The sequence below is a fragment of the Lacinutrix sp. Hel_I_90 genome (assembly GCF_000934685.1).
In the GTDB taxonomy this organism is placed as follows: Bacteria; Bacteroidota; Bacteroidia; order Flavobacteriales; family Flavobacteriaceae; genus Lacinutrix.
Map to the genome: position 1 here is coordinate 3,531,250 of NZ_JYNQ01000001.1, position 15,847 is coordinate 3,547,096.

Genomic DNA, 15,847 nt, shown 5'->3' on the forward strand with positions numbered 1-15,847 from the left:
CCAATAGCTAATACCTAACCACTATTTCAATACTTCTACTTTGGTAATATAAACATTACGAATGGGCCAGTCTCCGCTATCGGTTTCTACTGCTGCAATTTTGTCTACAACATCTAAACCGTTAATGACTTTACCAAAAATAGTATACTTTCCGTCCAAATGGTATTGATTGGTTTGGGTGATAAAAAACTCAAACGGCGAGGCTAGTTTATAGGCGTTTTCAATTTCACTACTGGGTATCGAAATTACCCCGCGATGATGTTTGTAGTCATGTCTAACATCAGGAGGTAATAGGTATCTTCCTATTTCTCTTCTTTTTTTTACAACGTCTCGATCGTCTGAACTGCCGCCTTGAATGACGAAATTCTTTACCACACGATGAAATTGCGTACCATCAAAAACCTTGTTTTTTGTAAGAAAGATAAAATTGGCTCTGTGAAATTCGGTGTTTTCAAATAATTGTATCGTAATGTTTCCATATTCAGTATAAATTCTAACTTTATTTTCGGGGTGTACTTCTGCATACTCCCGAAAGAATGCCATGGCATTATCATCATCTAGCGGTAAATATCTTTCTTCTAAGGTTAATTTAGAACTGTCGATTTTAATGTCCACTTCCATAGTGTCTTTAACAATTTTAGTATTTTTTTTAGTTGGAGTAGCAGTGCTCTTTTTTTGCTTAGAACGTTCTTCTCCGCAATTAAACAATAAAATAGAAGCACAAAAAATAAGAAGTAAACGCATAAATAGAATGGAATGAATGATCAAAAATAAAAAAGCTGGCTTTAAAAACCAGCTTTTTACTAAAATATTGACTAATCATTATTCTAAAATAATCTTTTTAATCTGAGTCGAGTCATCCTCTAATTGTAATTTTATTAAATACAATCCTCTTGGGTAACTTTCAACATTAATATGATGTCTTTCTTTCTGTAAATTATTTTCAGAAAGTACGCGTTGTCCCTGGATGTTATATAATTCTAAATTAAGTATTTTACTTTCTGTAAAAGATACTGAAAATGAATGAGTTGCAGGATTTGGGAATATGGAGAATCCTTTGCCCTTTACTAATGATAATGGAGTTTCAATAGCTTGTTTTGCATTTACAGGATTACTATGCCATGAATTATTATAATAATAAGGTTTGTCACTGCACGTGTATAAATCGGGAGTTTGATTACCACCATTGTTACTAAAGATAATATTTGAGCAATTCCCGCTAATTGTAGCAGATACATAACCGTTTCCCGCGCTACTTAAAGTAGTTCCTGGCCAATTTCCACTGGTGGCTTGTTGGTTATTATCCCAACTGTATACATTAGAATACCCTTGAACATAGACTGTAAATGAACCTGAACCTGTGTTATTGGTAGGATCACTTGCATACCAATTACCCTGATAGTAGTATGGTAAATCACTACAGGTGTTTAAATTTGCTGTTTGATTGCTACCATTATTACTAAAAATTATATTTGAACAGTTTCCAGGAATAGTTGCAGATGACCAACCATTACCTAAATTAGTTAATGTTGTTCCAGGCCAATTTTCATTAGTTGCGTTTTGATTATCATCCCAGCTATAGATAGTAGAATAGTTTTGAACAAATACGGTAAAAGAATCTGTATTTGGGGGTATAACTGTTGCCTTTGTCCATACGGCATAGTTATTTCCAGACGCTACTAAATTCCAGCCACTACCTTGTGGATTCCAATTGTTAGGTCCCATTTTCATAGCAACCTCATAATTATCTCCACTTATTACAGCGGCATACAGACCATTTTGTGAGGCTTTAATAGATACGTTACTTTGACTATGGATGCCCGCAGCTTTTCTAATTGCTACTAAATCTGTAATTTCCGTTTTCACGCTAGTTCCCCAATCAAATAAATGAGGCCAGTAAATACATGGAACTCCAGAATGCGTTAGTAAATAAGCATAGGCCTGACTAACATTCCCGGCGTTTAAAACATTATTTGGTGTATCGTATCTTGGTGTGTCATGATTTTCAACAAACGTTGTGTTGTTTCTTGGATCCCATCCAATACCGCCGGAAGCAGAACCGTTATTACTTAAATAAGAATAGTTGTTATCTCTAATAACCGATTTTAAGGTAAAGTAAGTCGGGAAATCAAAAGCGGTTGAACCGGTAGCATCAATCCAATCTTGTATTACTTGTTTGTTTGCTGTATAATTTTCACCTACAGAAAAAGTAGGATTTGTCGCGTTATTATAAAGTGTGAAATAATATTCGTCAAATCCGTGAACAAAATCATATCTCCAGCCTTTGTAGCCCAAAGTTTTTAAATTATTTAAAAATTGAATAATACTGTTTTGAACATACTGCTTCGTGTGATCGATATCGCGAGCTGCTTCATAAGGTGTTCCCGTATCGTTATTTCCTCTGGGATAAACGTTAAAAAATTCTGGAACGCTCCACATTTCATCATTAGAAGTCACTGCATCTGTATTCCATTGTGGGTTTGTGAAATCAGCATAATTAGTAGTGCCGACTCTGTGATTTATCACGATATCAGCAATAGGCTCAATACCTTTATTATTTAAGGCATTTAGCATGTTTTTATGTGCCGTTAAACTTCCATAATTTGTAGTAAAGTTGTTTAATTGTCTTGGCAGGTACCCCTCAAGAGAACCAGCATCACTTGGTGGTGGTAACCAGATCATGTCTATTCCAATATCTGAAATTTCCTGACTAGCTCCATTGACAATGTTATACCAGTTATTTGGATTGTTTGCTGCAGATTCCCAGTAGAAACCTTGAAGCATCACACGACTGTCATTTGCTTGTTGCGCCTGAGTTGTTGTTTGTAAGAAATACAGAACAAAAAAAGCGCAGTAAAACAAAATCTTACCTGAGAAATTTTTGAGTGAGTGAGTAAAAAAGGGTGTCATATTTTTCGGATTTATTAATTAATTCTTTATGAATGTAGCAATTATTTAACGGTTTTTTTAACAAAAAAACTACTACAACGTTTTCGCGTTAATAACTTTTTATTTTTAAGCGTTAAAATTGATATTTACCTAATACACATGCATTCACTTTACTATTTATTAGTATCTTCACTAATAAATATCCCTTAATTAATAACCCTCATAACTCATAATAAATGAAATTTGATGCATTTTCTAAAGCGATAAAAGGCATTAAAAATTTACAACTTCCAGGTCAGGCTTCTCAATTCAAAATGTCTCCGCCATACCGAGAACACTTAGTAAAGTTGCAAGCTGATAAGATAAAGAATGCGCGACAGGCTGCAGTAATGGCCTTGTTTTATCCAGACCTCAATAATGAAACACATATTATACTTATTCTAAGAAAAACATACAAAGGTGTACATTCTGCCCAAATTGGTTTTCCTGGTGGCAAATTGGAAGCAGGAGAAACAAAAGAAGAAGCAGCGATTCGTGAAACCGAAGAAGAAGTTGGGGTAAAACAAGAGGACATGACAGTGCTTAAGCAATTGACACAAATTTATATTCCACCAAGCAATTTTTACGTGCAACCCTTTATTGGGGTTTGCCAGAGCACTCCAATTTTCACAAAACAAGATGATGAAGTTGAGGACTTATTGGAAGTACATCTTAATGATTTCTTAAATGAATCGCACGTGATTACTAAAACAGTATCAACCGCTTATGATGTTTCTGTAGATGTTCCTGCGTTTAAATTGAATGGTCATTCTGTCTGGGGAGCAACGGCAATGATATTAAGTGAAGTGAAAGACTTGCTAAACACTGCGCTTAAATAAGATGCTTTCTTTACATTTGTAAGACTTAATAGCTAAAATTACTATGGGATTATTCAAAAAAAATCCTTTCGGACACAATTTATTCATTAAGAAGTGGCTCATCCGTATTTTGGGTGTGTTGTCTCACAGACGCTTTCGCGGCTTTAATGAATTACAAATTGAGGGTTCTGAAATTATAAAAAATTTACCAGACACGAATGTGTTATTCATTTCAAATCACCAAACCTATTTTGCTGATGTTGTAGCAATGTTTCATGTCTTTAACGCAAGTTTAAGTGGCAGAGAAGACTCGATTAAAAATGTGGGTTACCTGTGGCATCCAAAACTGAATTTATACTACGTCGCGGCAAAAGAAACAATGAGATCTGGACTTTTACCAAAGATACTGGCTTATGTAGGTTCTATAAGTATTGAGCGTACCTGGAGAAGCGAAGGTAAAGATGTAAATCGTCAGGTAAAAATGAGTGATATTTCTGCTATTAGTAGGGCTTTAGATGATGGCTGGGTTATTACGTTTCCACAAGGGACGACCACACCTTTTAAACCTATTCGTAAAGGAACAGCACACATTATAAAGCGCTACAAACCTATTGTAGTGCCAATTGTTATTGATGGTTTTAGACGCTCTTTCGATAAGAAAGGATTACGGGTAAAAAAGAAAAACGTATACCAAACCTTTGAAATTAAAGCGCCATTAGAAATAGATTATGACAATGAATCTTTTGATGATATTATAAAAAAAATAGAATATGCTATAGAGCAACATCCTTCGTTTTTAAAGGTAATTTCAAAAGAAGAACTAGAAGCACGCGAAGAGTTGAATAAACAACGCGAGTGGTTGGATAGTTAGTCTGCAGTTTTCAGGCTATAGTCTACTGGCTTTAGTTTCTAGTAGTCAAACTAAACTTCTAATTTCTTTAATTCGTTATAATTTCTATTTAAGCGCTTCATTAGAATACCATATAATAATTTGTAAAATAGCCAAATAACAGTAACGAAAGCCACCGTAATAAGTAATACGATAATACACATTATAATTTTTCCGTTGGTATCTAATTTCGTCATGGCACCTGCCAGTTCAGGGTTCGTTGTTGTGGAGTAATAAGACATCCCTACCATAGTTATAAACGCCATGATTAAGTTATAACCCACATAGTACTTAATCACTTTACGCGTTTTAAAAATACTCTCCATTAATTTTTTTGCACTATCTGTAACCGATATTTTTTTGTTTGATTTATACAATAAGTATACAAATACAAGAATAACAACAAAACTCAAAATAGTGAGGCCGTTTAACAGGCTTTCATTCATGTTAGAAGCTTCCATTTTTGCTCTGTAAGATGTAGAGAGCATGGGTAAAAAGGAAATTAAAACCCAGAATACCAATTCTGCAATACTAATATAGAACAGCGTCTTCACAATCGAAGAGGACTTTTTTAACAACATCGGGTAGAGTTGTGAAGAAGACAGTTGCTTCTCCCCAACGGCATCTTTTTGCCAGTGTTTTTTTAATACATCTAATTCATCCATAGCTTTACGGATTTAAAATGGTTCTTAACTTCGTTTTCACGCGATTCATTTTCACTCTTGCATTTACTTCAGTAATACCCATTGTTTCACTAATTTCTCTATAATTTTTGTCTTCCAAATACAAGAAAACGAGTGCCTTTTCAATATCATTCAATTCATATACAGCATTGTACAATAATTTTAACTGTTGTTCTTCTGTATCGTCATAATCTTCGGCTTTAATTTTAAACTGTACAGCATCAAATTCTAATGTGTTTATCGTCCGTTTAGACTTTCTATAAAGCGTAATAGCTGTATTTAGCCCCACACGATACATCCAAGTACTGAACTTGGAGTCCCCCCTAAATTTCGGATAGGCCTTCCAGAGCTGTATCGTAATTTCCTGGAACAAATCGTTATGGGCATCATAATTATTTGTGTATAAGCGGCACACCTTATGTACTATATTCTGGTGTTTCTCCAGCAATTCCACAAAACTATGTTCTAGCTCTTTATTCAATGTCATTAGTTAGGTTTTGAAATAGCATTTAATTAAAAATTCTTCTTCATCATATAAGTAGCGTAAACATAAGATATGTTACAGGATTATCAAAAATAATTATTTCGATGCCTGTCTAACGGCAGTTAACTTAACAAAAGGGCGCATTTTTCACGATATTTTTTACTTGTTCGAGACATCCTGAAGCTTCAGGACTCCCTTGGGTGGCCTCTCTGAACAGGCTAAAAAAGGGGCCATAGCAATTGCTAACGTAGAAGCTCGAATTCTAAATCCTAAGGTCATTTAAAGTATGAGGATGAGCATGTATTACGCGCAGGCGAAGTATGAAAACCTGTGTCATAAACCAAGGTGTAGCGCCCCATAGTTTTAAACACTAGCAAATTTTTATAATGAAAACCACTCAGGAATAGTACTGCATTTTAGTATTTAAAACACATAAATTGTATCTTTGGGAACAACACCTTTCAACGCGTTATATGAATATTCCTAAATCTAACTTACCCAGAATCGTTATTGTTGGTGGTGGTTTTGCAGGAGTAAGTCTCGTTAAAAAACTCGCTAATAAAAAGACTCAGGTGGTTTTATTAGACAAGCATAATTACCATACCTTTCAGCCTTTATTATATCAAGTCTCTTCCTCGGGGTTAGAACCCGATTCGATAGCGTACCCTTTACGTAAAGTTATAAAAAAACAAAACAGTTCCTTTTTTCGTCTGGCAGAGGTAGAGCAGATTGATGCAGAAAAAAAAGAAATCCATACCACTATTGGAAACCTCTCATATGATTATTTGGTGTTGGCCACAGGAACCAAAACGAATTATTTTGGAAACAAAAGCATTGAGAAGCATAGTATGCCCATGAAGGAAGTCTCACAAGCACTTGATATTAGAAGTTTAATTTTACAAAATTTTGAAAAAGCAGCTATTGCCGAGACTAAAAGAGAACGTCAGAGCTTACTCACTTTTGTTATTGTTGGTGGTGGACCAACAGGTGTTGAACTGGCTGGCGCCATTGCAGAACTTAAAAATCATATTCTACCTAAAGATTATAAAGATTTAGATGCGAGTAATATGCACATTCACTTGCTCGAAGGAGACTCTAGAGTTTTACCACCAATGAGTGAACACGCCTCTAAAAAAGCTGAATTATTTTTAAAAGCGTTGGGGGTTACAGTGCATTGTAACACATTGGTTAAAGACTATGACGGTACCACGGTGCAAACCAATTCTGAGTTAACCTTAGAATCTGAAACTCTTATTTGGGCAGCAGGTGTTACTGGTAATCCTGTACACGGCATAAAAGCAAAGGTGCTTGAAGACCGATCGAATCGCTATAAAGTTAATCAATACAATCAAGTAGAAGGTTTTGATTCTATCTTTGCAGTAGGCGATATTGCCATGATGGAAACAAAAACTTTTCCTAAAGGGCACCCGCAAGTAGCGCAGCCCGCGATTCAACAAGGTAAATTATTAGGTAAAAACCTATTGCGTTTAATTGAAGGTAAGCCAATGAAAGCTTTTGTTTATAAAGACAAAGGTTCAATGGCTACAGTTGGACGGAACAAAGCCGTTGTTGATTTAAAATATTACAAATTCGCAGGTTTTTTTGCTTGGTTTATCTGGATGTTTATTCATTTAATGTCGCTGGTTGGTTTTCGTAATAAGGTGATTGTCTTTTTTAACTGGACCTATAATTATATTAATTTTGATAAGGCTGCGCGTTTAATTATTAGGCCTTTTAAGAAGGCTTAATCCGCAATAGACCAATAACAATAAGCAGCTGTGCTAAAGCATAAGTAAACATAATACTAAAATCGGCCAGAGGCACTGGAGTATAAAATTTGTTAAGTGCTAATAAACTATCAGAGATTATAAAAGTCAGTGCGCCTAAAAGCACCAAGTTATAACTTAGCGTGTTTACACCCCTTTTTCTTAAAAAAGCAAAAGTTGCCATGGTTAATAGCACAAGCATGTATAGCATGACGGGAATTAATAAACCGTTCAATCCAGATTTTAAAAACCAAAACAAGCCTAAGGCATATACTATAAGTATTGCCATAAAACCATAGGGTTTTTTGCTTTTATTTCTGTGTTTTAAAAAAACCAAGCAATACATTATATGGGCCATTAGGAATGCCACTAAGCCCGCAATAAAGAAGGCTTTAGATTTAAAAACGAAGAGCAAAAGAATATCTCCTATTAAAGAGAAAATCAAGGCAAATACGGTACGCTTTCGTATGCTGTTACTCAGGTGCTTGCTTTTGTTAATAAAGTAAAATAGTAACGAAACTACTAGTAAAGGTTTAGAAATAAAGTGAATGTTTGTTAAGCCTTCAAGGTTTGCTATTATGGTTTCTATACCTACCAAAATGGCAAATACTAAATAGAAAGACGGACTTTTAAATAATTTCATCTCGGTAGGATACTTTTTTAGTAAAAATATGCAATTCCTCTTAATATTCGGTAAACTCAATCTTACCGTCATTCTAAAGGTGCTGTATTGCTTGTATGAATTGTAGTTACAATAGAAGTAGCTGTTTAATGCTACACAAAAAGCATAGTAAGTTAGTTTTATAAAATCGTCTCTAATGTGAAGCCTTCAATTCAGCATTAAAAAATCACAGTTCAGCAAGTATAAGTTTTAAAAAAGAGACTACAAATACACCTTTGTAGCATCAATTAAAACCAACGAACAGGATGAAAGCAGTATTACCCATCATAATCACATTACTAAGTTTACAACTCTCAGGGCAAAATACCATTAGCGGTACCGTAACAGATAATAAAAACAATCCTATTGCGGGTGCGAATGTTTATTTAGAAGGCACTTATGATGGAAACACCACTAATGCAACAGGCGCATTTACTTTTACAACAAACGAAACAGGAACACAAGTACTTATTGTTTCTTTTGTTTCTTACGAAAGCTACCAAATGGCAAGTGAGGTGCGTACTTTGAAAAATTTAAAGATACAACTGCGAGACGATGTGAATACGCTAGACACCGTAGTACTCTCTGCAGGCACTTTTGCTGCAGGCGATAACAGTAAAGTGTCTGTTTTAAAACCGTTGGATGTGGTCACTACAGCTAGTGCCTTAGGTGATTTTGTTGGGGCATTACAAACTTTGCCAGGAACGACAACGGTAGCCGAAGATGGGAGGCTCTTTGTACGTGGTGGAGCAGCCGAAGAAACCCAGATTTTTATAGATGGCATTCGTGTGTTTACACCGTATACCCCAACAACAAATAATATCCCAACACGCGGGCGCTATTCGCCATTTCTTTTTGATGGAATTACCTTTTCAACGGGTGGTTACTCTGCAGAGTACGGACAAGCCTTATCAAGTATTTTATTACTGAATACTATAGATGAACCTGACCAGGAAAAAACAGATATTGGCCTTATGAGCGTTGGTGCCAGCTTAGGAAATACTCAAAAATGGGATAAAAGTGCCTTAAGTGTTAATGCATCTTATATTAATTTAGCACCTTATTTGGAAGTGTTTAAGGACAGAAATGAATGGGTTAAACCCTTTCAGACGGGGTCTGGTGAAGCGGTTTACAGACAGCAAACCAATAGCGGATTACTAAAATTATATACGGCTTTTGATGCCTCTAATTTTGAGTTGATTCAAGAAGATATTAATAGTCCAGCGGGGATGCGTTTTAAACTCAATAATAACAATCTCTATTTTAATGGGTCTTATGAGGCGAAACTGCAAAACAGATGGACCTTAGCGACAGGTTTTAGTTATACCCATGCCAATACTAATACAGGTATTAATACAAGTGCTATAGAAGCTACCGAAAATTCACTTCATTCAAAATTTAAACTAAGAAAAAGTTTTAGCAACCGCTTTAAACTCAATTTTGGCGCCGAGTATTTAGCCACCGCTTTTAATGAAGACTATCAGGATGAGGTAACGGCGCCAGTGGATTACGGATTCAACAATAACATCTCTGCCATATTTTCAGAAGCCGATATTATTTTCTCCAGAAAACTAGCTTTAAAAGTGGGGGTAAGAGCAGAAAAAAGTGCGCTCTTAAATGAGATGAGTATTTCGCCAAGAGCCTCTTTTGCTTATAAAACAGGAAAAAGAAGTCAGTTGTCGTTGGCCTATGGCGATTTCTACCAGAATCCGAACAGTGCTATTTTAAAGTTTGAACAAGATTTAAAAGCCGAGCACACCCAACACTATATTTTAAATTACCAATACAATAACGATGGGCGCATTTTTAGAGCAGAAAGCTATTATAAAAATTACACGCATTTAGTAAAATATGATACCGAGTTTACGGGCTTTGAGAGCAATTATAACAATCAAGGCAGCGGTTTTGCAAAAGGCTTAGACTTGTTTTACAGAGACAATAAAAGCATTAAAAACATCGATTACTGGGTGAGTTACTCGTTTTTAGATACTAAACGCGACTATCGAAATTTCCCCATAGCGGCACAACCCAATTTTGCGAATGCCCATAATCTTTCTGTTGTTGGGAAATACTGGATTTCAGACTGGAAAAGTCAAGTTGGTTTTAGTTATGCTTTAGCTTCTGGAAGGCCCTATACTAATCCAAATCTAGACGGGTTTTTGAATGAGAAAACAAAAAGTTATAGTAATTTGAGTGTGAATTGGGCCTATTTATTGAGTCAGCAAAAGATTTTGTACTTTTCTATTAATAATGTATTAGCCACAAAAAATGTGAACGGCTATCAATATGCAAACACAGCAGACGGTAATAATAATTTTGCACGTCGTGCCTTGCGACCAGCAGCAGATCAATTTTTCTTTGTAGGTTTCTTTTGGACTATTAGTGAAAAAGGGACCGATAATCAGTTGGATAACTTATAACCATCTTTGACTGTGAAGCTGTAGGGAGCAGAAACCTTATAAACAGAACTCTAATTTTTAAGTTATCTTTTTCGGAATATTTGAATGTTTCAAATTTTGAAGACAATGTATCTACTGACACTTTTTCTAAATCTGCTTTAATAAGAGTGTATTCTGTTCTTAGAAACAGACCGCGTAAAATGCCTTCTGCAGTGCAGTAGAGCAATAAAAACATGAGTTATTGATGCCAGATTTTAGCTAAGGCGAATGACTTTACGACCATAAAATTTTCTAAAAAAATCTTTAGATTGGCTTTGAAAACCAGTAATCCCTAAGTTTTTAAACGGTGTTTTTTTAGTTTTCAGCCTTTGTAAATCACATGTTAAAGGAGAGGACTTTAAAAAAAACGGCGATACCATAGCTTGATTTTGAATCACGGCCAATGTGACCGTTGTTGTCTGTTCGTGTAATAGAGCGGGTTTATTTTGACTATAGGTTGTGAAGCCTAACGCCAAAAAGAGGGAGGTGAGTATTAGATTTTTCATACTGTAAGGATTTGATTAAATAGCCTACATAAGATACTAAAATCTAGATGAAAATCAGACTTAAACGCTTAAAGTTCAACGTTTTTCTGTAAGATGCTGTTTTTAATCGATAATCGGCTGAAAAGCACATTGCTTTTTAAGATATTGATTGTTAATATGTTACAGTATTGTGATGTTTTACAAAATGATAACATTAACCATTAAAGCTAATAAGCAACTTTAGAGCAACTTACACCCTATGAATACTTTTGCGGCTAAGACCATAAAACTGCGTTAAAATATGTGCTGATGGCGGTTTTAATCTGTCTTTTTTAGCGATTTTGATTTTTACGGTACTTGTTTTTATAGGAGTTACTCTAGCATGCAAAGTGTTAATCGTTATGACGTCTTTTATTTGGCTAGTTGCTGTTGGCGTTTTGTCGTCTGGTTGTGCTTTTGTAGTCTGACTAAAAACAGTAAAACTAAAGACAAGGAGGAGGGCGGTTAGGATTAATTTTTTCATGATTATTTAAATAGATTAATTAGCGTTTTAAAAGCACAAGATTTTTTTTAGACATCAAAAAAAAAGAGGGTGTAAAATTCATGCCTTTTTACAGGTGCAAGCTACAATCTATTAGGCATAAAAAAAATACGCTGAATTACGTATTTTTTTAATTAACTAAAAATGAGATATTTAAGTCGCGTTAGTACGGAGGTGTTTGTCTTGAAGGTTGTTTCCTTCATTAAAAGTAAGGTAACCGCTTAAAACAAGAAGCTTACGGCTAACCGTAAGCTTCATTATTTCACTATTTACTCTAAAATAGCGTTGTAATATAGTCTTTAAACCTGATTATTCTTCTCCTTTAATTGGATTACGTGTTACTATGACTTTCCAAACTTTATTAGAAGCACCAGATTTCCCGCTACCATAAGTAGATGGCGATACTTCGTAAGATTCAATGCCACCATAAATGTAGCCTATATGAACGGTTGCCGCAGTCTCGAACGTACTGTCGCTATCAATGACATCGGTTTCTTTTCCATTTATAGTAAGATATTTGGCATTACTATTCGGGAAAAATTCTGCTTCTGCACCGTAAAAATAATCAGATGGAAACAGGTTAGAAATGGTTTCAAAGCTGCTTGCTTTGCTGCTCACATTGTATTTAGAGTAGCCTAAAGTATTTGTAAATCCAGACAAGTGGCTGTCGGGCTTGCCATTGCCAATCCCTCCCGGTAAGAAGGTGTGAAGCTCTTTTGTCTGTGAGTCATAGATTGCAAAATCTGGGCAAGAATAAATATTATAATTTTTCTGGTCATGCTGCGTATCAAAGGTGTATTTTTCTGTTCCGTTAGGCGTAATGTAAATAGCATCGTTCCAGGCGGCTAAAGTTTCTCCATACTTAAATACGCCGCCCATAAGCGCAAAGTTGGGCGCAATGTTGTTGTTTTTATCCAGATACACCGAAGGAACAATAGGTAAATCTCTTCTTCTAAACGCAGACGTGCTGTCTGCTAATTTTGGATCGCTTGCCAAAATTTTTGGTGAAATATCACTAATAGTATCGGTTACAGTCGCTGTAAGCGCCAATGTACTGGCGTCTTCTGAAAAGCCAAACTGATACACACTGTTTAGATAGACCTGCTCATTGTTGTTAAAATTATGCCCTGCAGCTAAATAAAAGTCGTCGTCTATTTTTTTTAATTCACCGCCTGTACATCTTAAGGTTGGATTGTTTCCAAATCGGAACAAATCTTCCCATTCTGAAACGCTTAGACTCCAATCGCGGTTCGTGATTCTCTGTAATAGTGGGACATTTATTTTTGCAATGGCATCATAGGTTATATAGTTTCCTGCTGTTGGTGTTTCTCCTGGTGTAGGTCCATAGCCGCCAATAACATAGAGGTAATCTCCCGATTGAATAACCTGGGGGTTTGAACAGATGAAGATGCTCTCATAATTGGCCAGGATGTCTCCCACTTTTTTACAAACCGCTTTAATGTCATCAGACTCGCCATTGCCACCTGATGCCATCACACGAATGGTCTCTAACATGTTCCAATAGTTAAGAAGCGATTGGTTTCCAGTTTTTGGATTGAAAGTATATATAAAGGGATTAAAAGATTTAGGAGGAAAAGAGACTAGCGAGTAATCGGCATCTAGATTGTGTAGTCCGCCTATGGTATCATTGCCGTTTGTTCTTCCTGCAAAAAGGAGCCACTGTTCGTTTATCATGGCGCTAGCATAAGATTGTAAGGCAGGCGCAAGATATTTTTCAGTAACAGCTTCTATCGCTACTGAATAGGTATATGAAGTTGCGGTAGGGGTATTTTCTTCAACCGTTGTTTTTTTTGTTTTATCCCCACAGGAAGCTAAAAGCAAAAGTAAGACTAAGAGCGTAAGTGGGTAATGGGTTGTTTTTTTCATGGTCATCTAATTAGGGTTATATGGATTGGTTTTTAGGATATAATGCGTAACGCGGTTAGAACTAATATTGGTGTTTTCTCTTGGTATTTAATTCAAATTCTTTTTTACACCATTGTTTTTTAATAAATAAAAGGAATACCCGAACTGGAGTCTGGAAAAATTATTATTAATATTGTCCAATTCGTGAGTTAGTTTATAGCGCAAAAAGAGTCTTCCTGTACTGGAAATATCAATATTTAAATCGATATTAAAGGTATTTAACCACCTGTTTTTAGATACCAAGTTGTTATCTTCTAGCGATTTTAAATTAATATTAGAATCGAAGGTTTCAAACCAAGACAAGCGATCTGAGATAGAAAAACTCACCCGTTTTTCAGGTAAAAAGTGAAATTGATATTCTAGTGGTATTTCTAAGTTATTGGTGTAAAAACCCTCTACATCATCAATAGCTTCTTTAAGACCTGTTCTGCCAAAAAGAAAGCCTGCATTTAAATACATGTTCAGTTTGGAGTTTTGATTTTCTAAGGTTATTAAATTTAAATTTCCTCCAATAGCAAAGTTTCTGCGTTGCATTAGCGATATAGGAGAATAATAATCAAAAGATTCAATTATTTGATCAGTATCATCTAAAACATCAAACGTATTGGGGATAACAAATTTACTATCAGATTCTATTTTAGAATACTGAAAACTAGCATCTATAAATTGAAAAAAACCATAGCCTTCACTAATGGCAACAGGAGGAAATATTAGACCAAATAATTTATTTACATCTCCTCTTTTGGTGTTAATATTAAACCGTTTGTTTATTTCAGTTTGAATTATCCCGTTAGGATTATCTTCGTCAAAAAGGCCTAAAAAATCAGTATAAACAACCGCTTCAAATAATTTTGAAGTTTCTTCCCGATAGAGTTTACTTTGTTTTTGATTGTCGTCTAATATTAATAATTGAGGAACCGGGCTTACGTCGTTAGCATTAACATCTACTTTTTTCACATAGCGGATAATATCTGAGACGTTTACATGTAGCTTGCTGTTACTATTTGTTTGTTCCTGATCTTTTCTTAATGTCTGTACATTTTCGTTCGATTCTAATACATTAGTCTTTAGCAAAGCATTAATTTCAGAATCACTGAATGCATCGTCGGAAAATAGACGGTAAGTGTCTAATTCTTGGATGTTTTTTGTTGAGCTAATACCAATAGAATATTTGTTATTAAAGGTTATTGGTGTATCACCAATAACGCCCTGTAATTGCATTTTTTCTATAAAACCACCATAGAATGAAATTTCTACAGTTAATTTTTTAAGCGGTTTAAAGATACTTTCCTCTTCATCGTCATAGTATACAGGAATTTCTGATGATTTGAGGTGAATTGTTGCCACGATTGGTTTTTCTTCTTCCGAATTGTGATAGGTCACAATCTGAGTAAAAACATATGGCATCGTTTTATCTATTACATCATCCGTCGGAGTCACTGTTTCTAAACCATTGCCATCGATTTCGGTTTTTTCGATGACATCTTTTATGGCCTGTTTTAGCTTTACTTCGAAATTAGGATAGGTTAGAGGTCTTAATTTAAAGGACTCCTCATTGTCAGCATATTTCACTATGGTTTCATAAAAATTATCTGTCCCTAACTTTGTTTCAATGATGATATCCAACCCTGTTTTAGGATCTTTATTTTTCATAAATTCCAAAACCAGATCAGTAGGTAAAGAGTACTGCTGTGCAAAAGAACAGGTTATAAAAAAGAGGGAACAAATAAGAAAAGCGGTTTTCATAATTAATTAGTTTATATTTTTGGTTAGTTTATGCAAGCTACAAACTACACACAATTTGTAAAAAACATAGACGTTAATTTACGCATTTTTTGTTAATCATTGTACATCAAATACAAAATATAACGTGCTGCCACTGCAAGCTTGGTATGATTAATGGCTTTATTATCGCAAGCCTTTAGGTTTTTAAAACGTTGTATTAAATAAGTCTCGAAAGCAGTAATAGTTTCTAAACTTTTTGAATACGTAATAATCTTATAGTTGCTATATTTATGGGCATACTGTCCATGATAACAGTCTGCTATATTTTGTTCTGTTTTTCCTATTTTAAAATTAGAGATGGTGCCTAACGTGAGTTCTAATTCATTGGCCAAATCTTGAAAATTAGAGAGCATGATAATGGTTAATACATTTAAAAACCGGAAAGGGATTCGCGAATTTTTGAAATTGATTTTTGCGTTATGTAAAGAAATAAAAAGGAAATG

The 15,847-nt window shown here is 35.0% G+C and carries 14 protein-coding genes; 4 read left to right on the forward strand and 10 right to left on the reverse strand.

Annotated features, from left to right (window positions below; genetic code table 11):
* Positions 1–21 precede the first annotated feature (21 nt).
* Positions 22–744: a peptidylprolyl isomerase gene (locus GQ46_RS15730; RefSeq protein WP_044403765.1), complete on the reverse strand. Its 723-nt coding sequence runs from the start codon at positions 742–744 to the stop codon at positions 22–24.
* A gap of 78 nt (positions 745–822) precedes the next feature.
* Positions 823–2,910, reverse strand: coding sequence for a glucan 1,4-alpha-maltotetraohydrolase domain-containing protein (locus GQ46_RS17275; protein WP_082041777.1), 2,088 nt, complete (start codon positions 2,908–2,910; stop codon positions 823–825).
* Positions 2,911–3,125: 215 nt separating this feature from the next.
* On the opposite strand from GQ46_RS17275, the gene GQ46_RS15740 reads away from it, so the two are divergent.
* Positions 3,126–3,767, forward strand: a complete 642-nt coding sequence (locus GQ46_RS15740) for a CoA pyrophosphatase (protein WP_044403767.1) — start codon at positions 3,126–3,128, stop codon at positions 3,765–3,767.
* Positions 3,768–3,810: 43 nt separating this feature from the next.
* Positions 3,811–4,617 (forward strand): 1-acyl-sn-glycerol-3-phosphate acyltransferase, encoded by an 807-nt coding sequence (locus GQ46_RS15745; RefSeq protein WP_044403770.1) that lies wholly within the window; start codon positions 3,811–3,813, stop codon positions 4,615–4,617.
* Positions 4,618–4,667: 50 nt separating this feature from the next.
* Here the strand turns inward: GQ46_RS15745 and GQ46_RS15750 are convergent, their stop codons facing one another.
* Positions 4,668–5,300 (reverse strand): hypothetical protein, encoded by a 633-nt coding sequence (locus GQ46_RS15750; RefSeq protein WP_044403773.1) that lies wholly within the window; start codon positions 5,298–5,300, stop codon positions 4,668–4,670.
* A gap of 4 nt (positions 5,301–5,304) precedes the next feature.
* A complete protein-coding gene (locus GQ46_RS15755) occupies positions 5,305–5,799 on the reverse strand; it encodes an RNA polymerase sigma factor (RefSeq protein ID WP_044405227.1) in 495 nt (164 codons plus the stop codon).
* Positions 5,800–6,275: 476 nt separating this feature from the next.
* Here GQ46_RS15755 and GQ46_RS15760 point away from each other — a divergent pair, with 476 nt between their 5' ends.
* On the forward strand, positions 6,276–7,550 hold the full coding sequence (locus GQ46_RS15760) for an NAD(P)/FAD-dependent oxidoreductase (protein ID WP_044403775.1): 1,275 nt from the start codon (positions 6,276–6,278) through the stop codon (positions 7,548–7,550).
* On the opposite strand, the gene GQ46_RS15765 is transcribed toward GQ46_RS15760, so the two are convergent.
* Positions 7,537–8,211 carry a lysoplasmalogenase gene (locus GQ46_RS15765; RefSeq protein WP_044403778.1) on the reverse strand — a complete coding sequence of 225 codons (675 nt, stop codon included), beginning with the start codon at positions 8,209–8,211 and terminating at the stop codon, positions 7,537–7,539. The genes GQ46_RS15760 and GQ46_RS15765 overlap by 14 nt on opposite strands.
* 284 nt (positions 8,212–8,495) lie before the next feature.
* On the opposite strand from GQ46_RS15765, the gene GQ46_RS15770 reads away from it, so the two are divergent.
* On the forward strand, positions 8,496–10,649 hold the full coding sequence (locus GQ46_RS15770; RefSeq protein WP_044403781.1) for a TonB-dependent receptor: 2,154 nt from the start codon (positions 8,496–8,498) through the stop codon (positions 10,647–10,649).
* Between the two features lie 233 nt (positions 10,650–10,882).
* Here the strand turns inward: GQ46_RS15770 and GQ46_RS15775 are convergent, their stop codons facing one another.
* The 5 genes from GQ46_RS15775 to GQ46_RS15790 form a co-directional block, all read right to left on the reverse strand.
* Positions 10,883–11,173: a hypothetical protein gene (locus GQ46_RS15775; protein ID WP_044403783.1), complete on the reverse strand. Its 291-nt coding sequence runs from the start codon at positions 11,171–11,173 to the stop codon at positions 10,883–10,885.
* A gap of 229 nt (positions 11,174–11,402) precedes the next feature.
* On the reverse strand, positions 11,403–11,675 hold the full coding sequence (locus tag GQ46_RS17280) for a hypothetical protein (protein ID WP_052503506.1): 273 nt from the start codon (positions 11,673–11,675) through the stop codon (positions 11,403–11,405).
* A gap of 327 nt (positions 11,676–12,002) precedes the next feature.
* Complete coding sequence (locus GQ46_RS15780; RefSeq protein WP_156133255.1) at positions 12,003–13,580, reverse strand: hypothetical protein; 1,578 nt, start codon at positions 13,578–13,580, stop codon at positions 12,003–12,005.
* A gap of 87 nt (positions 13,581–13,667) precedes the next feature.
* Entirely contained in the window at positions 13,668–15,365 is a 1,698-nt protein-coding gene (locus GQ46_RS15785; protein WP_044403788.1) for a hypothetical protein, read from the reverse strand.
* 92 nt (positions 15,366–15,457) lie between these two features.
* Positions 15,458–15,757: a hypothetical protein gene (locus GQ46_RS15790; RefSeq protein ID WP_044403790.1), complete on the reverse strand. Its 300-nt coding sequence runs from the start codon at positions 15,755–15,757 to the stop codon at positions 15,458–15,460.
* Between the last annotated feature and the right edge of the window lie 90 nt (positions 15,758–15,847).